Genomic DNA, 15,486 nt, shown 5'->3' on the forward strand with positions numbered 1-15,486 from the left:
TAAGCCGCGCTCGACGGGGGAGTCGGCGGAAGGCTCACCCTCGCAGGCCGAGCCCCCTCTGGTCCAGCGCCTCCGACAGGACCCGTACGGCCTGCGGCCCCACCTCGTGCAGCGCCAGGAGCTCCCCCTCGGCGCGCTCGGACACCTGCTCCAGCGTCGTCAGGCCCACGCCGTGCAGGGCCCGGGTGGCGGGCCTCCCGATCCCGGCCGGCAGGTCCCCGCCGGGCGCGTCGACGACCGCCGTCTCCGCCTCCACCGCGGCGGCCGATGCGGCGAGCCGCTTCGGGGAGACGGAATCCGATCGGCGTGCCCGTCCGCACCAGACGCTCGCCGGTCGGATGTGCCGCCAGGCCGTCGCGGTCTCCGTCGGCGGCGGGTACAGCTGCACCGGGCCGTCCTTCGTAAGCGAGACGAAGCCCTTGCCCCGCACCGAGAAGGCGACCCTCCCGAAGCGCGTCCCCTGCTCGGTCTCAGGCAGGGCGAGTGCGGCCTCGCGCGGCCGGTTCACGGTGGTCATGGTCCGGAACTCTCGCATGAAGGCCGCGCCGCCGCGAGGGTTGAGGGAGCGCTCCCGCCACGGGCACGATGCCGTCATGACCACACCCTCCGCCATCCGCCCCTACCGCCCCGAGGACCGGCCGGCCCTCGACGACATCTGCGTCCGCACCGCCCACCACGGCCAGGACTGCCGCCCCCATTACGCGGACCCAGGTGTCCTACCGGCCACCTTCGCGGCTCCCTACGTCCATCTGGAGCCGGAACTGGCCTTCGTGCTGGACGACGGGCAGGGGCGGGCGGTCGGATACATCCTCGGCACGGCCGACACCCGGCGCTTCGCCGAGGACTTCCGCACCACGTGGCTGCCCCTGGTCGCCGACCGTTATCCGGAACCCCCGCAGCCACCGCACACCCCGGAGGAGGTGGCAGCGGCCCTGCTGCACCACCCCGAACGCATGGTGCTCCCCGAACTCGCCGCGCACCCCGCGCACCTGCACATCGACCTGCTGCCCGAGTGGCAGGGCCGCGGCCACGGCCGCCGTCTGATGCGGACGTTCCTGGCGACCCTCCAGGACAAGGGGGTCCCGGCCGTTCATCTGGCCATGGCGACCGCCAACACCCGGGCCAGAGCCTTCTACGACCGCATGGGCTTCTACGAACTCGAGGTCCCCGAGCCCGGCTCGACCACCTACCTCGGGCGCGGCACGAAGGAACTCGACCGGCTCTGACGGCCTTTCGCCGAACGCGTCGAACGCGTCGAACGCGCCAGGGAGGCACGGAAGTGGCGCAATCACACGTTGCCGACCCACGCCATCGGGCGCAGCCTATGCCGTGCGGGAGCGCTCCCACGCTCGCGCACTCCCCACGAGAACACCGCATGCACCACACCCCCACAGCCGAAAGAAGGAGATCATGAATTGTCATGGTCATGCCCATAAGACCCTCAGGGGCAGGTCGCGTCTCACGCTCGCGCTGAGCGTGCTGGTCGCCGCGCTCCTCAGCTTGATCCCGTGGAGCGGCACCGCCGTCGCCCACGGCTCGGTCGTCGACCCGGCGTCCCGCAACTACGGCTGCTGGCTGCGCTGGGGGAACGACCACCTGAATCCCGCGATGGCCCAGCAGGACCCCATGTGCTGGCAGGCGTGGCAGGACAACGCCAACACCATGTGGAACTGGAACGGCCTGTACCGCAACGGCTCCGGCGGCGACTTCCAGGCCGTGGTCCCCGACGGCCAGTTGTGCAGCGGCGGCCGGACCGAGGGTGGCCGGTACAACTCCCTGGACACGGTGGGCGCGTGGAAGACGACCGACATCACGGGCGACTTCACCGTGAAGCTGTACGACCAGGCCAGTCACGGCGCCGACTACTTCCTGGTCTACGTCACCCGGCAGGGCTTCGACCCCACCACCCAGCCGCTGACCTGGAACGACCTCCGACTGGTCGCCCGCACCGGCAGTTACGCGCCCAGCCAGAACTACGAGATCCCCGTGAGCACGTCAGGCCTGAGCGGCCGGCACGTCGTGTACACCATCTGGCAGGCCTCGCACATGGACCAGACCTACTTCCTCTGCAGTGACGTGAACTTCCGCTGACCTGCGCCTCCCCGCCGGCCCATGGTCCGGCGGGGCTCGGGTGTTTCGAGACTTCATGAGAGTTCGGCCTGGTGAGTTCGACTTCATGAGAGTTCTCCGAAAATTTTCGAAACACGTGAACACGCCGGTGCTCCCGAACGTATGGGGCGAGGGGATTTTCATGCCCGGTACGCCACAAGCGCAGGAGAGCACCCTTGGGACGCAACACGCGAAGACGCCCTACCGGCCCACGACGCGCGACCTTCGCCGCATTCGCGCTGATCCTCGGCGGAGGCGGCCTGATGGCCGCGAACGTCTACGCCTCCGCGACCGACGGCGGTTCGGGCGGCGACTCCGCCCAGACACGGTCCGACGCGGGGGCCCGGACCACGGGTGCCACGATCGACTGCCCGGACGTCGGCAGCAAGCTGACCTCGGTACCCGAGCAGGCGCGAGGGGAGGTCGACAAGGAACTCGCCCTCCTCGACGAGCAGATCGCCAAGGCCTACCAGCGGCTGAGCGAATCCGCCCAGCAGGTGCGGCAGGACTCCGGCTTCGCCGCCAACGCGATCATGAACCCGCTGAAGGACAAGCGGGCCGCGACCCTCGAGCGCATCGCCATCGCCATCGACCGCGTGGGGGACCGGCCCGGCGGGCTCGAGGCTCTCGCGGCCTGCGCCGTGCGGGACGCCGGCAACCAGGCCCCGGCGCAGGGCGACGGCCAGGACGGCGGCGCCGCACAGCCCGGTCAGGAGCAGGAGCAGGGCGGCCAGGAACAGGAGAACGGCCAGGGCGGCAACGGCGGGCAGGCGGGCAACGGCCCCGTCGCCGCCGACTTCGCGGACATCAAGAGCGTCCAGCCCAACGTCAGCACCCCCCAGCCGAAGGGCAACGCCTCCCGCGGCTCCTTCGCGACCAGTTGCGGGGTGAACGAGAACGGCCTGTTCAACTCCGACAACATCATCGTGGCCCCAGGTGTCACCAACGGCGCCCACCACTTCCACGACTACGTCGGCAACCAGGCCAACAACGCCTTCGCCAGCGACCAGGACCTCGCGAAGGCCGGGACCAGCTGCGACGACCAGGGCGACAAGTCCTCCTACTACTGGCCCGTGCTGCGCCTGCAGAACGGCACCGAGGAGCAGGACGCCCAGTCGCCCGGCGGCGGCATCGAGGGCAACGCCGGCGAGATCGTCACGCCGAAGCAGGTCACGCTGACGTTCGTCGGCAACCCGAACGACAAGGTCACGGCCATGCCGCGGCTGCTGCGCATCATCACCGGCGACGCCAAGGCGTTCGTCAACGGCCCCGCCAACGCCAACGCCTCCTGGAGCTGCACCGGCTTCGAGGACCGGCAGCTGAAGGACAAGTACCCGCTGTGCCCGCGGGGCAGTGACGTGGTGCGCAGCTTCGCGTTCCAGAGCTGCTGGGACGGCCGCAACATCGACAGCGCCAACCACCGCACCCACGTGGCGTTCGCGGACGCCGCCGGCAACTGTCCGTCCGGCTTCCGTCCCATCCCGCAGCTGGTCCAGCGCATCGTCTACGACGTCGACGCGCCCAGCCTGAACGACGGCGGCCGTACGACACCGCTGTTCGCGGTGGACTCGTTCCCGGAGCAGCTGCACAAGCCGGTCACGGACCACGGCGACTTCATCAACATCTTCGACGAGGACCTGATGGGGGAGATGGTCGACTGCATCAACGAGGGCCGCACGTGCGGAGCCGGAGCAGGCGGCGGGCAGAACCCGGGACCGGGCGAGGAGCCGCAGGAGGAGCCGACGAAGGCCCCCGAGGCCCCGCAGGAGCAGCCGACGAAGACGCCGGAGGCCCCGCAGGAGCAGCCCACTCGCACGCCCGACGCATCCCAGGGCGGGAACGCCGGCGGCAAGCCCGGTGACAAGGGCGACGGCGGTGACGACGGCAAGGGCGAGGCCCCGAAGCCCCCGGCGGACAAGCCGGCTCCCGAACCGGAGCCCGGCGACGCGTCGGCGACGGCCCCCGGCAAGGCCGAGCCCGAGGTGAAGGTGACCTCCTCGGCCGACGGTGGCAACGCTGCCGGACAGGGTGGCAGCTCGAACAACGGCAACGGCAACGGCACTGGCAACGGCGAGGACAAGGACGAGGACAACCTCGGCGGCTCCCAGGCCGTCGGCACGGCGACCAGCGCCGCACCGACCCCGACGGCCCCGTCCCGGACCGAGCCGCAGGCGGTCGGCGAGGGCGGCCTGGCCGACACCGGCGCCCAGCTCTGGCCGGCCGCGGCGGGCGCCGTGCTGGCCACCGCGGGCTTCGTCGTACTCCGGCGGGCCAGGCGCAGCTGAGAGCCAAGCTCACCGGTGAGCCACGAACGGCGGTGGAATCCCCTCCGGAATCCGCCGCCGTTCCCCGTGTCCGGACCAGGTCAGGACCGGCACCCTTCGACGACCACCGAAACACCCACCCTCTAGCGTGACCCCATGAACCTCACCCGGAACGGCACACGCGGCGGAGCAGCGGCGTGACGCCCTGGGAGATGGCGGCCGTGCTCGCCGCCGGAACGGGCGCCGGCGCCGTCAACGCCGTCGTCGGCTCGGGGACGCTGATCACCTTCCCGGTGCTGCTCGCCGCCGGACTGCCCCCGGTCACCGCCACGGTGTCGAACGGGCTCGGTCTGGTCCCCGGTTCCCTCAGCGCGGTGATCGGCTACCGCGAGGAACTCAGGGGCCAGGGCCGGCGCGTTCTCCTGCTCGGCATCGGTGCCGTGCTGGGCGGTCTCGCGGGTGCCGTACTGCTGCTGACCCTGCCCGCGTCGGCCTTTGAGCGGATCGTGCCGGTCCTGGTGGGTCTCGCCCTCGTCCTGGTCGCCTGCCAGCCCTGGATCGCCCGGCGGGTGCGCCGCCGGCGCGAGGCGGGCAGGCCCGGCCGCCGGGACGGCGGACCGCTGCTGTTCACGGGCCTGACCCTCGCCAGCGTCTACGGCGGCTACTTCTCCGCCGCGCAGGGCATCATCTACGTCTCCCTGATGGGCATGCTGCTCGACGAGACGCTCCAGCGCTTGAACGCCGTGAAGAACGTGCTGGCGGCCATCGTCAACACCGTCGCCGCCGTGCTCTTCGTGTTCTTCGCCCCCTTCGACTGGGCCGCCGTCGTCCTCATCGCCGTCGGTTCCGCCCTGGGCGGCCTGATCGGCGCCAGAACGGGCCGCCGTCTCAGACCCGCCGTCCTGCGCACCCTGATCGTGTCGGTCGGCACCGTCGCCCTCGTCCACCTGGTGCTCCGCTGAGCCCCGGCCACTCTCACGGCGCCGGACGCGCACCCGCCGTCCGCTCCCCCTCGGCGTCGATGTGCGGCAGCACCCGGTCCAGCCATCGCGGTGTCCACCAGGCGTGCCGCCCCAGCAGGGTCATCACGGCCGGCACCATCAGCAGGCGTACGACGGTCGCGTCGATGAGCACGCTGACGGCCAGCCCCAGTCCGAGCATCTTTACGACGATGTTGTCGCTGACGATGAACGCCGCGAACACACTCACCATGATCAGCGCGGCACAGGTGATGACCCGGGCCGTGATCTCCAGGGCGTGCGCGACCGAGGCCTTGGCGTCCCCGCTGCGCTGCCACGCCTCGTGCACGCGGGACAGCAGGAAGATCTCGTAGTCCATGCTGAGCCCGAAGATGATGGCGAACATCATCATCGGCACGTAGCTCTCGATGGGCACCGTGCCGTTGACGCCGAGCGCCGGGCCGCCCCAGCCCCACTGGAACACCGCGACGACCACGCCGTACGAGGCGGTGATCGACAGCACGTTCAGCACGGCCGCCTTGACGGCCACGAGCAGCCCCCGGAACACGGCCAGGATGATCAGGAACGCCAGCCCCACCACGACGGCGATGATCACGGGCAGCCGGGCGGCGACGATGTCGCGGAAGTCGACCTGCGCGGCCGTCGTCCCGGTGACGTAGCCCTTGGCGTCGGTGCCTTGGACCACCTCGGGCAGCGTGTCGTCGACCAGACCGTTGGTCAGGTCCGTGGTCGTGCCGCTCTGCGGGGACTCGTCCGAGTAGACCGTGCCGACCAGGACGTCCCCGTCCTGGGTGGGCGTCAGAGGAGTGACGGCGGCGGTGTCCTGGACCGAACCGAGCGTCTGCTGTGCCTTCGCGGCCAGGTCGGAGCGCTGCGAGTCCGGCACGTCCGTCTGGTCGATGACGACGGTGAGCGGACCGTTGGACCCGGGCCCGAACGCGTCGGTCATCAGGTCGTAGGCCCGCCGGTCGGTGAAGGACCTCGGATCGGCACCGTCACCGATGTGGCCGAGCTGGATCGACAGCACCGGGATCGCGAGGACGACGACCACGGCGACACCCGCGGTCAGGAACCACAGCGGCCTGCGCTCCACCCTCCGCGCGTACCGGTGCCAGGTGCCCTGCGGTGTCCCGCCCGTCCCGGCATCGGTCTCGGCGACGGGGCGGCGCACCCGATAGCGGTCGATGTGCCGCCCGAGCAGACCGAGCAGCGCCGGGACGAGGGTCAGCGCGCCGACCACGGCCGAGACGACGGTGACCGCGGCGGCGAGCCCGAGCAGGGCGATGAAGGAGACCCCGGACGCGGACAGGCCCGCCAGCGCGATGATCACCGTGCAGCCGGACACGAGGACGGCATGGCCGCTGGTACTCACGGCCTGCCCGGCGGCCCGCACCGGGTCCATGCCGTCGACGAGGTTCTGCCGGTGACGCGTGATCAGGAACAGGGCGTAGTCGATGCCGACGCCGAGACCGATCATCGTCGCCAGGGTCGGTGAGACCGTCGCGAAGGTGAACGCGAGGGCCAGCAGTCCGAGGACGGCGAGGCCGCCGACGACGCTGATCAGCGCGGTGAGCAGCGGGACACCGGCCGCGATGACGCTGCCGAACCCGACGAGCAGGACGACGACGGCCACGCCGAAGCCGATCAGCTCGCTCACCCGGTCGTCGGCCTCCGGCCGGGCGAGCTCACCGAGCGGCCCGCCGTACTCGACCTCCGCTCCGGCCGACCGCAGCGGCTGCACGGCGTCGTCGACCCCGCTCAGGTAGCCACCGCCGAGCGTCGAGGGCTGCACGTCGAAACGGACGGTGATGTAGGCCGTCTTCTGGTCGTCCGACAAGGGTCCGACGCTCTGCTGCGACTGCCCCGACGACGATCCCTGCGCGGACAACGGGTTCTGGGCCGACAGGACGTGCGGGAGCTTCTCCAGGTCCGCGACCGCGGTGGACACTTGCGAACTCAGCGCGGTGAGGGCTTGGTCGTCGTCGTGCAGCACGATCTGGCTGCTGTAGCCGCCGGCCTGCGGATCGTGCTTCTGCAGCACGTCCAGGCCCTTCTGGGACTGCGCCTGGGGCAGGGAGAAGTTGTCGGAGTACGAGCCGCCGGCGACGTGGTTGACGACCTGGAGAGCGACCAGCACCACGAGCCAGGCCCCGATGACGATCCCGAAGTGGCGGGCACACCACTCGCCCAGCCGCCGCAGCACACCCCCGCGCGCGGCCATCTGGTCCCCTTCAGCGGTGCGGGTGTGCGGCATGGACGTTCGTCTCCTGTACGGGCCGGGACGTGCGGTGCCGTCCATTAGAGGCGCGCGGGATCACTCCGGCGTTTCAGGCACGCGGACTCCACGCCGCTGCGGGCGGCCGTTCCCTCGAAAGGCCCGACCGCGTGCGCGCCCGGAGCGCCTGAGCGCTCCCGACCCGAGGCCCACCCCGAGCCCGACCAGCGCGCTGCCCGCCGCCTGCGCGAGGCCGTAGGAGCCGGTGCCGACGAGCGGGGCCGTACTGGCCGCCGCGACCGGGATGAGGCCGGAGAACAGCGTGGCGCGTTCCGCGCCGATCCGCTGCATGCCCATGTACCAGCACACGAAGCCGACCACGGTGACCACCACCGCCTGCCACAGCAGCGCTGCGGTCTCGACGGCGTCCGGGCGCCGCAACCAGGCACCCCCGTCGGCTGGCAGACCGGCCGCCGCCGACTCCAGCGCGGCGACCGCGCACACCGTGGCGGACAGCAGCCGGGGCCCGAGCGGCCGCAGCACCGGAACGGCGAGCACGGCGAATCCGACCTCGCCCGCGAGGGCGCACACGGAGAAGGCGAGGCCCGCGCCGTCGGTACGCCCCCAGCCCTGGACGGTGAACGCGCCGACGGCCACGAGCAACGCCCCGTACAGCACCACCCGTTGGGGCCCGCGCCCGTCCAAGAGCGGCACCAGCACGGCGACGACCACCGGCGCGCAGCCCACGAACACGCCGGGCACCGCCGGTTCGGCCGTACGCTCCGCGGCGATGACGGCCAGGTTGAACCCGACCATGCCGACGGCCGCGAGCAGGGCCAGGCGCATCCACTGACGGGTTGTCAGTGCCCGCAGCCGGGCGGCGGCACCCCGGCCGGCCAGCGGGACCAGCAGCAGGCAGGCCAGCCCGTAGCGCAGGAACTGGCCGCCCGCGTACGGGTAGTCGCCCAGCACGCTGTTGGCCGTGAAGGATCCTCCGACGAGGACGCAGGCGAGCGCGGCGAGCAGGGCGCCGCTGGTGGAGGTGGCGTTCATACGGGCGACGCTAGGCAGCCGGGCGGCCCGGGAAGGAGTCCACTTCCGTGCCTGCTTGGTGGACCAATCCCCGCCCCGAGCGACGGCCGGCCGCTCACGGACGACCAGCTGGCCGCCCTCGCCAGGCACCGCCGGCAGCGCGACTTCCACGGCTGAGCGGCGCCTCGGGAACCATGAGCGCTTCTCGCACGTCAACTCTTTGCCCAGCAAGGGCCGATCGGTCGTGAGACCAGCGGGAGAGGGGAATCGCCGTGGACGAGGCGACGTCGCAGCAGGGGAGCGAGACGGAGGCCGCCGCCCGTAGGGCCCGCTTCGGGTCACTGCCGGAGCCGGTGCGCGTCGAGGACATGGTCGAGGAGCAGGCGGCTGTGGCGCCCGACCCGGCACGCACCGCGTACAACCAGGACGAGTGGCTCGTGCGCTACTGCCTGTGAGGCCCCCGGGGCACAGGACGGTGTCCGGCCCACCCCGCACAGCCCACCGCCGACCCGCACCCCCGTGCACCCCCTGCGTGCGACGTGCCCGCGGGCCCGGTGAGGCGTAGCGTCCGGGTAAGAGCGGGAGGACATTATGCCCGGGAGCGACGAGCCGCCCTGGGGCGCCGGTTCGCTGGACGACGCCCTGGGGGTGGCCCTGGCCGACGCCGTCCGCGGGACCGGCGCCTCGATCGGCGGCCTCTACCTGATCGAGGAGGCGGAGCCGGTGCTGCGCCTGGTGGCGCTGTGTGGCCTGCCCGTGGCGTTCAGCGCCCCCTGGCAGCGGCTGCCCCTGACCGCACCGGTCCCGGTCGCCGACGCGATCCGCGACGACGCCCCGGTCTGGATCGAGAACCAGGGCGAGATGGCCCGCCGCTATCCCCGCGCCGCCGCCACGCTGCCCTATCCCTTCGCCCTGGCGGCGGCCCCGCTGACCGGCGTACGGCGTCCCTGGGGCGGCCTGGTGCTGATGTGGCCGGCCGGGCGCCCGCGCAGGGTCACGCCCCGCGAACGCGACCACCTCACCTCCAGCACCCGCCGTATGGCCCGCCTGCTGGACGACGCAGCCCGGCCGCCCACCCTGCCCGACCAGCCGCGTATCGTCCCCGCCGAGGCCGCGCACCACCCCGTGCAGACCGGCCTGGCCGCCGCCGACTACCTCGAACGGCTCCCCGAGGGCGCCCTCGGTCTCGACCTGGAGGGCCGCATCACCTTCGCCACCACCACAGCGGCCCGGCTGCTCGGCCGCCCGGCCGACCGGCTGCTCGGCACCCGGCCCTGGCAGTCCCTGCCCTGGCTGGACGACCCCGTCTACGAGGACCACTACCGCACCGCGGTCGTCAGCCGCACCCTCGTCTCCTTCACCGCGCTCCGTCCGCCGGACCAGCGGCTGGCCTTCCAGCTCTACCCGGACACCAGCGGCATCAGCGTCCGCGTGACGCCGAGCGGAGAGCGGACCGAGGCCCCGTCACCGCCCGCCGCGGAGCGATCCGCCGCGACCGCGCCGACGGGGCGCCTCTACCAACTGGTGCACCTGGCCGCCGCCCTCACCGAGACGGTGACCGTGCGCGACCTCGTCGCGCTGATCGCCCACCAGATCCTGCCCGCCTTCGGCGCCCAGGGCCTCGTACTGTCCGCCGCCGACGCCGGCCGGCTGAAGATCACCGGCCACCACGGCTATCCGGCCCACGTGATGGAACGGCTCGACGCCCTGTCCCTGGACACCGACCTCACCCCCGCCGGCCAGGTCCTCGCCAGCGGGACTCCCGCGTTCTTCGCCCACCCGGCCGAGCTGGCCACCAGTTACCCGAGAGCGCCCCAGATCAGCGGCAAACAGGCCTGGGCGTTCCTCCCGCTGATCGTCTCCGGCCGGCCGGTCGGCTGCTGCATCCTGTCCTACGCCCGCCCGCACACCTTCACCGCCGACGAACGCGCCGTCCTCACCTCGCTGTCCGGGCTGATCGCCCAGGCCCTCGACCGGGCCCGGCTCTACGACGCCCAGCACCGTCTCGTGCACGAGCTGCAGCAAGCCCTGCTGCCCCGGGCCCTGCCGCGCCTGCCCGGCCTCGAGGTCGCCGCCCGCTACCTGCCCGCCGGCCACGGCATCGAGGTCGGCGGTGACTTCTTCGACGTCCTGCGCCTGAACGAGACGACCGCGGCCGCCGTCATCGGCGACGTGGAAGGCCACAGCGTCGCCGCCGCCGCTCTCATGGGCCAGGTCCGCACCGCCATTCACGCCCACGCCACCGCGGGCGCCGCCCCCGACGAGGTCCTCGTCCGCACCAACCGGCTCCTGGCCGACCTCGACTCCGAACTGCTCGTCTCCTGCCTCTACGCCCATCTCGACCTGGCGCGCCACCAGGCGTCCTTCGCCAGCGCGGGCCATGTGCCCCCGCTGCTGCGACAGGCCCGCCGCACCGCCGGGGTCCTCGACGTCGACCCCGGCCCGCTCCTGGGCATCGACACCGGCGCCCACTACCCGGTCACCACCGCGCCCCTGCTCCCCGGCACCACCCTCGCCCTGTACACCGACGGCCTGGTCGAGTTCCCCGGCACCGACGCCACCCGGACCACGGCCGGCCTCGCCGGGCAGCTGGACTCCACGGTCGGCCATGACCTGGAACGGATCGCCGACCGGCTCGTCCGCCACACGGCACCCAGCGGCCGGCACACCGACGACATCACGGTGCTCCTGCTGCGCACGGCGGGCACGCCGGACGGTCAGACCTGATCGGGGGAGCCGGCCCGGACGTGCCCGGCCACGTCGCGCAGCTTGACGTTGTGGTGCTGGGAGATGCGCCGCAGCACGCCGAACGCCTCGTCCTCGCTCATCCGGTGGCGTTCCATGAGGATCCCCATGGCCTCCCCGATGGCGTGCCGGGTCTCCAGCGCGTCTTCCAGCTGGTCGACGGCACGGGCGGTGGCCAGCGCCACGGCGGCGTGCGAGGCGAGCAGCCAGCCCGCGGCCTCGATGTCCTCACCGAACGCCCCGGGGCGGCGCGAGTAGAGGTTCAGCGCGCCGAAGTCCTCCCGGTGGGTGTAGAGCAGCACACCGGTCATGCTGCCGATCCCGAGGTCGCGGGCCGCCTGGCAGTACTTCGGCCAGGACGGCTGCGGGCTGGTCATGTCGGCGATGCGGAACAGCCGCTCCCCGTCCACGCGGCGTGCGGCGTCGAAGCACGGCCCCTCACGCAGTTCGCCCTGCCTCAGGTCGGACTCCGCGACCATGTCACCGCACACGGCCAGCGTGACGGCCCGGCCCTTGGACACCGCCAGGATCCCGGCCGCGTCACAGCCCTCGACCAGCTTCACCGCCGATGCCGCGATCGCGTCCAGCGTCGCCTGGACGGAGTCCTGCGCCACCAGGCCCCTGGCGAGCTCCGCCATCTGCTCGGCGTACCGCTGCCAATCCACCGCCACCACCGCCTCGCTCTCCGGTCCCGCCCACGGTACTCCGCGCCGCCTCGGGCGCCGGTGTCAGCGGTACGCCGTCAGTAGCAGCGCCACGTCGTCCGGCCGTTCCCGTGCCTGCCGGGCCGTCCCCACCAGCCGGTCGGCGAGGTGCTCCACCGAGTCCGCCGGAGTGTCGGCCAGACAGCGCCGGACCGTGTCGATGCCCGACTCGATGTCGCTGCCCGGCCGCTCCACCAGCCCGTCGGTGTACAGGGCGAGGACGCTGCCGGGGTGAAGCGTCAACGCGGTGACGGGATAGACCGCGTCGGGCTGCACACCGAGCATCACCCCGCCCGCGAGGTCCAGCATCTCCGCCTGACCGTCGGGGCGGCGCAGCAGCGGCGGGGGATGACCGGCCCGCACGACGAGGGCCCGCCCGGTGCGCGGGTCCAGTTCGACGTAGCAGCAGGTGGCGAAGACGTCCGCCTCCAGCTCGGCCAGCAGCCGGTTGGTGTGGGTGATGACCTCCTGCGGCGGCCGCTCGCTCGCCGCGAAGGCGTGCACGGCACTGCGCAACTGCCCCATCACCGCGGCGGCGCCCACACTGTGGCCCTCCACGTCCCCGATGACCAGGGCCACTCCCCGCCCCGTCCTGATCACGTCGTACCAGTCGCCGCCGATGGCCATGCCCTGTGTCCCGGGCAGATAGCGGCCGGTGGTGCGCAGCCCCTCGACGGCGGGCAGCCGGTGCGGCAGCAGCCCCTCCTGCAGGCCCCGGGCGACGGCGGACTCCGCGTCGTAGAGCCGGGCCCGCTCCAGGGCCTGGGCGGCCAGTCCGCTGAGCGCGGTGAGGGCGGAGCGCTCGTCGGGGGTGAACCGGTGCGGGGCGTCCCAGCCGAGGATGCAGGAGCCGACGGGATGCCCGGAGGCGATCAGCGGCAGGAACGACCAGGCGCTCATGCGGTCCAGGATGATGCCGGGGTAGGCGCCGGAGAGGTCCTCCGGTGACTCGAAGAAGAGGGGGAGCCGTGTGGTCAGCGCGTGGACTCCGGGCAGCTGCGTGTCGAGGGTGACGCCCTCGAAGGGGGCGAGGAAGCCCTCCGGATAGCCCGACTCCCACAGCAGGTACATCCGGCCCTCGCGGACCGTGTACAGGGCGAGTTCCCGGACGCCGAAGGCGGGCAGCAACTGCTCGGCCACGGCCCGGCACACGTCGCGCACGGTGACCGCCTCGGTGAGCACGCTCGCCATCTGCACCACGTGGTAGAGCGCCCCGGCGCGTGCCGCGGCGACCGGCTCGGGCGGCGGGATCACGGCCGCACCCGGGAGGAGGCCGGCGCCGGACTCGGCCTCGAACGCCGGCTCGCCTCCGCTCGGCGGGCCGGCCGGACGGATCCGGCCGGTCAGCCCGTGCACGTCCGGGTACAGCGTGAAGTTCAGCCAGTTGCCGCCGGGACGCCGCACGAGGAAGGACACCTGCTCCTGGGAGAACATCGCCGCCCGGTAGCGGTCCTCGTAGGCGGGGTCCCGAAGCCAGGTGATCACCTCCCACGGGTAGCGGCCCAGGAGTTCCTCCCGGCCGCAGCCCAGCAGTTCCTCGCAGCGGCGGTTGGCGTACGTTCCCCGGCCGTCCTGATCCAGGGCGAACAGGCCGTCGGGCAGCCGCTCGGCGGCCTCGGCGGCGGTGAGGCCGCCAACCGCGTCGACGAGCGCGCCCACCAGGATCCGGGCGGAGCCGGCGCCGCCGACGAGATGGCCCCACAGTTCGAGAGGCCGGTAACTGATCTCGCCGCTGCCCGCGGACTCCTCCTTCACCCGGAACTGCCGGGACCTGACCCGGCCGTGGGTGAGCGCGTCGCGCCGGCTCGCCCGCAGCTCGTGCAGGTCGTCGGGGCTGACGCGGGCCTCGATCTCCGTGAGGGTCTCGCCGAAGTCCGCCCGGGCGACACCGAGGAGAACAAGAGCCTCGTCGTCCGCCGTGCACCGGTCGCTGTCCAGGTCCCAGTCGATCAGCCCGATCCGGACCGGGCGGGCGGCGGGGGTGGGCAGCCGCACACCGACCGGCTCGTCGTCGTACTCGACGCGGGTCGCGGCGGCGCCCCCGTGGGGCCGGCCGGCGGCGAGGCGGCCGAGGCGCTCCTGGAGGTTCCGCTCGGCGGGGCGCAGCGCGAGTGCCACGGCCTCCGCGTCGAGGGGCGCCCGGGCGGCCGAGCGCAGCACGACCAGGACGCCCACGGTCTCGCCGCCTGCCCTTACGGGCTGGTAGGCGGAACCGAAGGAGTACGGCAGCCCGGCGGTGAAGTGCGGAAAGCGCACCATGGTGGCCCGCTCGTCGGGCAGCCACAGGGTCTCGTCGCGCCGGTAGGCCTCCGCCATGGGCAGGGCGCCGCCCACCGGCACTCGCCACCAGCTCTTGAGCAGGGACCTTGGCACGCCGGCGACCATCGCGAGCACGAGCGAGCGCCGGTCGCGAGAGCGCAGGTAGACCAGTCCGCCGTAGCCCCCGAGGTCCCGTACGGCCTCGACCAGCGGGCTGGTCAGGGCATCCTCGATCCGGCCCGTGTCGCCCGTCCGGGCCCCGCCGCCGGTCCCGCCCGGGCTCCGGCCACCGGGTGACCGCGGCCTGTCCGGAACGGCGGCTGCCTCATCCATCTCGCGTCCTCCCGGTGGGACGCACCGGACATCAATCGCTCCCCACCAGGATGTGCCATGGTCGGCGGTCCGGCGCGGCAAGTGCAACCTTTCGGTCAAGCCGGTCGTCTCACCTGGTATCACCAGTACGCGAGCCTCGGGGGCTGCAATGGTACGAATCAGAAGAGCATGCGCGACTCTCGCGCTCGTAGGCGCCACCATGGGTGTGGCGGTGGTCCCGGCCGGCGCCGCACCGGCCGCCGCCCCGCAGTCCGCCACCCGGTCCACGACGTGTCCGACCGGCTGGGGAAGCCTCGCCAAGACCGGTGCCGACGCCACGGTGGCCTCGATGACGAACGTCAGGACCGGCCGGCACGCCTGCTACGACCGGATGGTCGTCGACGTGCCCGGCGCGGGCAGCGGCGTCGGCTACACCGTCCAGTACGTCGACCGGCTCCACCAGGACGGGTCGGGCCGTCACATTCCCGTGGCCGGCGGTGCCGTCCTCGAGGTGCGGGTGGCCGCACCCGCCTACGACCCGGAGACGGGTGCCGCCACCTACCCCGGCCGGGTGGCGCGCCCGCTGCCGGGCGTGGACCTCACCGGCTACCGCACCTTCCGGGACACCCGGTTCGCCGGCAGCTTCGAGGGCGAGACCAAGATCGGCCTGGGCGTCCGTGCCCGGCTGCCCTTCCGGGTGCTGCAGCTGGAGGACCGCGTCATCGTGGACGTCGCCCACAGCTGGACGGCCACGCGCTGACCGTGGCGGGGGGGGGGGGGGGGGGGGGGGGGGGGGGGGGGGGGGGGGGGGGGGGGGGGGGGGGGGGGGGGGGGGGAGGGGGGGGGGGGGCGGGGGGGGGGAGGGG

The 15,486-nt window shown here is 72.9% G+C and carries 12 protein-coding genes; 7 read left to right on the plus strand and 5 right to left on the minus strand.

The window, feature by feature from the left end; genetic code table 11:
- Positions 1-34 precede the first annotated feature (34 nt).
- Positions 35-517, minus strand: a complete 483-nt coding sequence (locus ACZ5TL_RS29555; RefSeq protein WP_468593599.1) for a hypothetical protein — start codon at positions 515-517, stop codon at positions 35-37.
- Positions 518-593: 76 nt separating this feature from the next.
- On the opposite strand from ACZ5TL_RS29555, the gene ACZ5TL_RS29560 reads away from it, so the two are divergent.
- From ACZ5TL_RS29560 to ACZ5TL_RS29575, 4 genes are all read left to right on the plus strand, one after another.
- Positions 594-1,226: a GNAT family N-acetyltransferase gene (locus tag ACZ5TL_RS29560; RefSeq protein WP_468593600.1), complete on the plus strand. Its 633-nt coding sequence runs from the start codon at positions 594-596 to the stop codon at positions 1,224-1,226.
- 184 nt (positions 1,227-1,410) lie between these two features.
- The gene (locus tag ACZ5TL_RS29565; protein WP_468593602.1) at positions 1,411-2,091 is read left to right on the plus strand and encodes a lytic polysaccharide monooxygenase auxiliary activity family 9 protein; all 681 of its coding nucleotides are present in this window, start codon (positions 1,411-1,413) and stop codon (positions 2,089-2,091) included.
- 281 nt (positions 2,092-2,372) lie between these two features.
- The gene (locus ACZ5TL_RS29570) at positions 2,373-4,394 is read left to right on the plus strand and encodes a DUF1996 domain-containing protein (protein WP_468593703.1); all 2,022 of its coding nucleotides are present in this window, start codon (positions 2,373-2,375) and stop codon (positions 4,392-4,394) included.
- A 176-nt stretch (positions 4,395-4,570) separates the two neighbouring features.
- Positions 4,571-5,335, plus strand: a complete 765-nt coding sequence (locus ACZ5TL_RS29575) for a sulfite exporter TauE/SafE family protein (protein ID WP_468593604.1) — start codon at positions 4,571-4,573, stop codon at positions 5,333-5,335.
- 13 nt (positions 5,336-5,348) lie between these two features.
- Here the strand turns inward: ACZ5TL_RS29575 and ACZ5TL_RS29580 are convergent, their stop codons facing one another.
- Both ACZ5TL_RS29580 and ACZ5TL_RS29585 read right to left on the minus strand, forming a co-directional pair.
- Entirely contained in the window at positions 5,349-7,607 is a 2,259-nt protein-coding gene (locus ACZ5TL_RS29580; RefSeq protein ID WP_468593605.1) for an MMPL family transporter, read from the minus strand.
- Positions 7,608-7,667: 60 nt separating this feature from the next.
- A complete protein-coding gene (locus ACZ5TL_RS29585; protein ID WP_468593607.1) occupies positions 7,668-8,621 on the minus strand; it encodes an EamA family transporter in 954 nt (317 codons plus the stop codon).
- A 251-nt stretch (positions 8,622-8,872) separates the two neighbouring features.
- On the opposite strand from ACZ5TL_RS29585, the gene ACZ5TL_RS29590 reads away from it, so the two are divergent.
- Complete coding sequence (locus ACZ5TL_RS29590) at positions 8,873-9,055, plus strand: hypothetical protein (protein ID WP_468593609.1); 183 nt, start codon at positions 8,873-8,875, stop codon at positions 9,053-9,055.
- A 136-nt stretch (positions 9,056-9,191) separates the two neighbouring features.
- The gene (locus ACZ5TL_RS29595; RefSeq protein ID WP_468593610.1) at positions 9,192-11,327 is read left to right on the plus strand and encodes a SpoIIE family protein phosphatase; all 2,136 of its coding nucleotides are present in this window, start codon (positions 9,192-9,194) and stop codon (positions 11,325-11,327) included.
- Here ACZ5TL_RS29595 and ACZ5TL_RS29600 read toward each other — a convergent pair.
- Positions 11,318-12,010 carry a GAF and ANTAR domain-containing protein gene (locus tag ACZ5TL_RS29600; protein ID WP_468593704.1) on the minus strand — a complete coding sequence of 231 codons (693 nt, stop codon included), beginning with the start codon at positions 12,008-12,010 and terminating at the stop codon, positions 11,318-11,320. The two genes, ACZ5TL_RS29595 and ACZ5TL_RS29600, sit on opposite strands and share 10 nt — an antisense overlap.
- A gap of 63 nt (positions 12,011-12,073) precedes the next feature.
- Entirely contained in the window at positions 12,074-14,641 is a 2,568-nt protein-coding gene (locus ACZ5TL_RS29605) for a SpoIIE family protein phosphatase (RefSeq protein ID WP_468593612.1), read from the minus strand.
- 148 nt (positions 14,642-14,789) lie between these two features.
- Here ACZ5TL_RS29605 and ACZ5TL_RS29610 point away from each other — a divergent pair, with 148 nt between their 5' ends.
- Positions 14,790-15,380, plus strand: a complete 591-nt coding sequence (locus ACZ5TL_RS29610; RefSeq protein WP_468593613.1) for an AMIN-like domain-containing (lipo)protein — start codon at positions 14,790-14,792, stop codon at positions 15,378-15,380.
- Positions 15,381-15,486 lie beyond the last annotated feature (106 nt).

The organism is Streptomyces sp. NPDC033136, from assembly GCF_055578235.1.

What these genes read in the sequence shown, in the direction of transcription:
- ACZ5TL_RS29555 (WP_468593599.1), bottom strand. Translation starts at nt 517, where the DNA reads ATGACCACCGTGAACCGGCCGCGCGAGGCCGCACTCGCCCTGCCTGAG.
- ACZ5TL_RS29560 (WP_468593600.1), top strand. Translation starts at nt 594, where the DNA reads ATGACCACACCCTCCGCCATCCGCCCCTACCGCCCCGAGGACCGGCCG.
- ACZ5TL_RS29565 (WP_468593602.1), top strand. Translation starts at nt 1,411, where the DNA reads ATGAATTGTCATGGTCATGCCCATAAGACCCTCAGGGGCAGGTCGCGT.
- ACZ5TL_RS29570 (WP_468593703.1), top strand. Translation starts at nt 2,373, where the DNA reads ATGGCCGCGAACGTCTACGCCTCCGCGACCGACGGCGGTTCGGGCGGC.
- ACZ5TL_RS29580 (WP_468593605.1), bottom strand. Translation starts at nt 7,607, where the DNA reads ATGCCGCACACCCGCACCGCTGAAGGGGACCAGATGGCCGCGCGCGGG.
- ACZ5TL_RS29585 (WP_468593607.1), bottom strand. Translation starts at nt 8,621, where the DNA reads ATGAACGCCACCTCCACCAGCGGCGCCCTGCTCGCCGCGCTCGCCTGC.
- ACZ5TL_RS29595 (WP_468593610.1), top strand. Translation starts at nt 9,192, where the DNA reads ATGCCCGGGAGCGACGAGCCGCCCTGGGGCGCCGGTTCGCTGGACGAC.
- ACZ5TL_RS29605 (WP_468593612.1), bottom strand. Translation starts at nt 14,641, where the DNA reads ATGGATGAGGCAGCCGCCGTTCCGGACAGGCCGCGGTCACCCGGTGGC.
- ACZ5TL_RS29610 (WP_468593613.1), top strand. Translation starts at nt 14,790, where the DNA reads ATGGTACGAATCAGAAGAGCATGCGCGACTCTCGCGCTCGTAGGCGCC.